Source organism: Flavobacterium psychrotolerans (assembly GCF_003097635.1).
Taxonomy (GTDB): Bacteria; Bacteroidota; Bacteroidia; order Flavobacteriales; family Flavobacteriaceae; genus Flavobacterium; species Flavobacterium psychrotolerans.
Genome location: NZ_QCZI01000037.1, coordinates 1 through 3017 on the forward strand (window position 1 = coordinate 1; position 3017 = coordinate 3017).

Annotated in this window: 1 protein-coding gene; it reads left to right on the forward strand. The window is 47.9% G+C overall.

Annotated features, from left to right (window positions below):
- Window positions 1-3017 (forward strand): beta strand repeat-containing protein (locus DB895_RS14340; RefSeq protein WP_208012194.1); only part of this gene is annotated, 3017 nt, incomplete at both ends.

Here is a 3017-nt window from a genome sequence, read left to right on the forward strand (position 1 = left end):
GCATCGAGCACCCCAACATTGTGTATCAGTACCCCTTTAACCAATATCACACATGCCACAACATTGGCCACAGGCATCGGAGTGGCAACGGGATTACCGGCAGGCGTAACCGCGGCTTGGGCAGCAAACGTGATCACCATCAGTGGCACACCAACGGCATCAGGCGTTTTTGCATACAGCATCCCGTTAACGGGAGGTTGTGGTAGCATTAATGCAACCGGAACCATCACCGTAACGGCAAACATGACAGCGGCGGCGGCATCGAGCACCCCAACATTGTGTAACAATACCCCTTTAACCAATATCACGCATGTCACAACATTAGCTACGGGCATATCCAATTCTGGGGTATTAGGAGCCAACGGTTTACCAGCAGGTGTAAGCGCAACATGGGCAGCGAACGTGATTACCATAACTGGCACGCCAACGGCATCAGGCGTATTTGCGTACAGCATTCCCTTAACGGGAAGTTGTGGTAGCATAAATGCTACGGGAATCATCACCGTAACAGCAGCTCCAACAGCCGTTGCTGGTACAGCAATTGCAACCTGTTCATCTGATGGCGCAATAAACATTACAGCTGGTTCAAGCGCCACCAATCAGGCTAGTATCCTTTGGACAAGCAACGGAACGGGTACATTCGTCGATGCTGCATCATTAACCACATGTACCTATGCCCCGAGTGCCGCAGACATTACTGCAGGAACTGTTATTCTTACTCTTACAGCTACAAATGCAGGTTGTACCGATGCAATCGACACTAAAACAATTACAATAACGGTTGCTGCTGCGCCTGTAGCGGGAACTGCCATAAGCACCTGCTCCACTTCTGCCGCAGTGAACATTACCGCAGGATCAAGTGCCACAAACAGCTCCAATATTACTTGGACTTCAGATGGAACGGGAACATTTACCGACGCTACATCTTTAACACTTTGCACCTATTTGCCTAGTGCTGCGGACATTGCTTTAGGTAGCGTAAACCTGACACTGACAGAAACCGGAAATGCTCCGTGTGCAAATGTAACCTCAAACAAAACCCTAACAATTAGTACTCCCACTACTGCGGTAGCGGGAACCCCAATTGCAACCTGTTCATCTGATGGTGCAATAAACATTACAGCTGGTTCAAGCGCTACCAATCAGGCTAGTATCCTTTGGACAAGCAATGGAACGGGTACATTCGTAGATGCTGCCTCATTAACCACCTGTACCTATGCCCCGAGTGCCGCAGACATTACTGCAGGAACTGTTATTCTTACTCTTACAGCAATAGCGAATGCAGGTTGTACCGATGCAATCGACACTAAAACAATTACCATAACGGTTGCTGCTGCGCCTGTAGCGGGAACTGCCATAAGCACCTGCTCTACTTCTGCCGCAGTGAACATTACCACAGGATCAAGTGCCACAAACAGCTCCAATATTACTTGGACTTCAGATGGAACGGGAACATTTACCGACGCTACATCTTTAACACTATGCACCTATTTGCCTAGTGCTGCAGACATTGCTTTAGGTAGCGTAAACCTGACACTGACAGAAACCGGAAATGCTCCGTGTGCAAATGTAACCTCAAACAAAACCCTAACCATTAGCACTCCCTCTACTGCGGTAGCGGGAACCCCAATTGCAACCTGTTCATCTGATGGTGCAATAAACATTACAGCTGGTTCAAGCGCCACCAATCAGACCAGTATCCTTTGGACAAGCAACGGAACGGGTACATTCGTCGATGCTGCATCATTAACCACATGTACCTATGCCCCGAGTGCCGCAGACATTACTGCAGGAACTGTTATTCTTACTCTTACAGCTACAAATGCAGGTTGTACCGATGCAATCGACACTAAAACAATTACAATAACGGTTGCTGCTGCGCCTGTAGCGGGAACTGCCATAAGCACCTGCTCCACTTCTGCCGCAGTGAACATTACCGCAGGATCAAGTGCCACAAACAGCTCCAATATTACTTGGACTTCAGATGGAACGGGAACATTTACCGACGCTACATCTTTAACACTTTGCACCTATTTGCCTAGTGCTGCGGACATTGCTTTAGGTAGCGTAAACCTGACACTGACAGAAACCGGAAATGCTCCGTGTACAAATGTAACCTCAAACAAAACCCTAACAATTAGTATTCCCCCTACTGCGGTAGCGGGAACCCCAATTGCAACCTGTTCATCTGATGGTGCAATAAACATTACAGCTGGTTCAAGCGCCACCAATCAGACCAGTATCCTTTGGACAAGCAACGGAACGGGTACATTCGTCGATGCTGCATCATTAACCACATGTACCTATGCCCCGAGTGCCGCAGACATTACTGCAGGAACTGTTGTTCTTACTCTTACAGCTACAAATGCAGGTTGTACCGATGCAATCGACACTAAAACAATTACAATAACGGTTGCTGCTGCGCCTGTAGCGGGAACTGCCATAAGCACCTGCTCCACTTCTGCCGCAGTGAACATTACCGCAGGATCAAGTGCCACAAACAGCTCCAATATTACTTGGACTTCAGATGGAACGGGAACATTTACCGACGCTACATCTTTAACACTATGCACTTATTTGCCTAGTGCTGCGGACATTGCTTTAGGCAGCGTAAACCTGACACTGACAGAAACCGGAAATGCTCCGTGTGCAAATGTAACTTCAAACAAAACCCTAACAATTAGTATTACCCCTACTGCGGTAGCGGGAACCCCAATTGCAACCTGTTCATCTGATGGTGCAATAAACATTACAGCTGGTTCAAGCGCTACCAATCAGGCTAGTATCCTTTGGACAAGCAATGGAACAGGTACATTCGTCGATGCTGCATCATTAACCACATGTACCTATGCCCCGAGTGCCGCAGACATTACTGCAGGAACTGTTGTTCTTACTCTTACAGCAATAGCGAATACAGGTTGTACTGATGCAATCGACACTAAAACAATTACCATAACAGTTGCGCCAACAGCTGTTGCAGGAACTGCCATAAGCACCTGCTCCACTTCTGCCGCCGT